The organism is Chamaesiphon sp. OTE_20_metabat_361 (assembly GCF_031364565.1).
Genome location: NZ_JANLWO010000024.1, coordinates 1 through 2,863, shown reverse-complemented (window position 1 = coordinate 2,863; position 2,863 = coordinate 1). Strand labels below are relative to the sequence as shown.

The following is a 2,863-nucleotide window of genomic DNA, read 5'->3' as shown; positions in this document are numbered from 1 at the left end:
CCGCGATCGAGGCAGTTCGCGCGGCATGACCGAAACCATGTGCGGTAATGGTGATATAAATCGTCGGCGTTGACATAAAAACGGCTCTCAATGGATTAACTTATTAGCTTACGCAAACATTGAATTAATTCATCTATTTCGGTAGTAGTAGTAAAGTAATGCGTACAAGCACGAATACAAGCGGGATCGACGATCGTCCGTAGATAAAAATGTCGATCTTCCAAATCTTTGACTAACTTAGCACGATCTGCCGACCGTACTTGAAAAGATACTAAACCCGACTGCGGTGCCGTCTGGTTGAGACAGCTAATCCCTGCGACTTGCTGTAAATTTTCCCACAGATAAGTAGCCAAGCTGACGATTTTGCTAGCACGATCTGCGGCACTCCCCCAACTTTGATGTGTCGCAATTGCCGCACGCAATCCCGCATATAAGGGATAAGCTGATGTCGCTACCTCATACCGCCGCGCATCTCTAACTAAAGGTAGATCTGAGTTACTGTAGTCGAGACTCCGCCACCCGATAAAGGTCGGATCGAGACTAGCTAGCGCATCGGGATGAATATACAGCCCGCCGACACCTTCCGGCCCACACCACCACTTGTGTCCGGTGAAGGCATAAAAATCGATTCCCAATTGGGCTAAATTTAACGGCAATAAACCGACTGATTGGGCGGCATCTACCAAAATTCGGATCGATCGATTTCCTGGCGAATACTGGCGGATCCCAGCCGCGATTTCCGCTAGGGGTAATACTTGTCCGGTGTTCCACAGGACATGACTGAGGACAACCAACCGCGTTTGCGGTTGTAAGTGCGCTGTCACTACAGTCACAGGATCGCCATTATCGAGCGTAGCCATGAGTGGGAATACATCGATCTCCACCTGAAAACGGCGACAGATTTCCTTGATACTCGCAATCACTCCCGGATGCTCGCAGTCTGAAATGAGAATGCGATCGCCAGGTTGCCAATTGAGACCCCACAAGGCAATATTACACCCCGCCGTCACATTTTCAGTCAAGGCGATCGATTCTGCGGTTACTCCCAGCTCGGAAGCGATCGCCTGCCGGGTCAAATTTGACTCTCGCCCCACCAATTCGCTAGTTTTGAATCCAAATGGCCCCTGAGTCTGAATCCGCTCGTAGGCGGCTACAATCGCGCCGAGGGCAGCTTGCGGCATCGGCCCTTGCCCGCCATAGTTGAAGTAAGCTTTATTAGCTAAAGCAGGAAATTGCTGGCGATAATTCATTGGCATTAATGTGTGGGGAAAAGGAGTTATTATCGATCGCTGAGTACAAACTTATCCGCTGCACCTTGAGAATAATTTGCAAGCTGGATCTGTTTGATTGTTTTGCCGAGTCGTTTATACAGTACTTCTTTTTCTTCTAGACCAGGACTTTGTTTTCGCATCCCAACGATAATCAATTTGCGCTGGATTGAATTCCCGGCATTGCGTTGACAAGTTCCCGTTTTGAACTGACCCAAACTAATCACTGGATATTCCTTCACATCAAAGATTGGCTTGACAATTTGTGTTTGAATCGTTCTGGCACGATTGAGCGATCGAGCTTCTTCTTCGATAGGCGAGCCTTCACAGGATGCCATTCCTAACGCGATAATTCGGTTGGGATTTTCCATGATTTCAAAAATACTTCGTTTTTTTGCTTTAGGATCGTTTTGCTCTAACTTATTTTTTAGCACCGAGATGGGAATAGATTCTTCTTGACCATTGAGCCTGACTTGAGTATCCGAACCCATTTGCCACTCATATTCATCGCTGAGGATTGCCATGTTAATCTCTGCCGATTTACCCTGACTATCTGCGACAGGTATGAAGGGATAATAAGTCACATTACCAATTTTTTGAGGCGTCTGGTAGCTGAGCTTTGGTAAAGCTTTGGGCGGACAAAGTTGATTTTGACCGTTGAGGTAATCACATTCGATCCGATCTTTATTGGCATAAGCGACTAGCCCAGTTGAGAGTACTGCTAAGATCGCGGCAGAGACGCTCGCTTTCAATCGCCAATTATTCACAGGCGGCGATGCTAAGGCGGCAATAATACAGGAAATCGATTGATGGCGATCCTGAACTTCATTCATCAACATCCGATCGATTGCGTTCGCCAATTGCTCGTCGATTTCGCGTTCTTGAGCGGCTAATTCCTGTCGCCAAGTCCACTTATTAATCATAAAATCATACAGTCGATCGGGCGTAATATCGGTGAGTAAATGAATGCAGGTAGCACCGAGAGCATAAATATCACTAGCCGGATAAGCTACCCCTGCCCGAATTTGTTCGGGCGGTGCATAACCCATAGTCCCGCCAGTAGTTCCCCGCGACATCACCGTACTATTGAGATGCTTGGACATCCCAAAATCAATTAAGACTAATTCACCAGTATTGCGCCGCATAATATTCTCAGGCTTGATATCCCGATGAATTACACCACTATCGTGAACGTATTTTAAGATTGGTAGCAGATCGTCTAATAACTTCCGAATTTTTTCTGGTGAATACGCCCCATTTTTATCTAGTTCTTTAAGGAGATTTTGCCCATCAATAAATTCTTGAATCAGGTAAAATCGCCGTTCTTGCTCTAAATAGGCAAATAATTGCGGAATTTGGGTTGAATCAGCACCTAGCCTGTCCAATTGCGCCCCTTCCCGCTGAAACAGCTCGATCGATTTTTCAAAAGCTTCGATATCATCTAATACCTGCGGCGCTGGAAAAAACTGCTTGACTACACAGCGTCTTTCTTGCGGCATGTCTGTATCGATCGCCAAAAAATTTCGACTCATACCGCCACTATCGAGAAAGCTGATTGCTCGATAGCGATCTTTCAAAAGTAACTGACTACCACA

2 protein-coding genes are annotated in these 2,863 nt (G+C 46.4%); both read right to left on the bottom strand.

Annotated elements, in window-relative coordinates:
* Nucleotides 1–95 precede the first annotated feature (95 nt).
* The gene (locus tag RMO35_RS00595) at nucleotides 96–1,256 is read right to left on the bottom strand and encodes an aminotransferase class V-fold PLP-dependent enzyme (protein WP_309737834.1); all 1,161 of its coding nucleotides are present in this window, start codon (nucleotides 1,254–1,256) and stop codon (nucleotides 96–98) included.
* A gap of 23 nt (nucleotides 1,257–1,279) precedes the next feature.
* A partial coding sequence (locus tag RMO35_RS00590) for a serine/threonine-protein kinase (protein WP_309737833.1) occupies nucleotides 1,280–2,863 on the bottom strand: 1,584 nt, incomplete at its 5' end.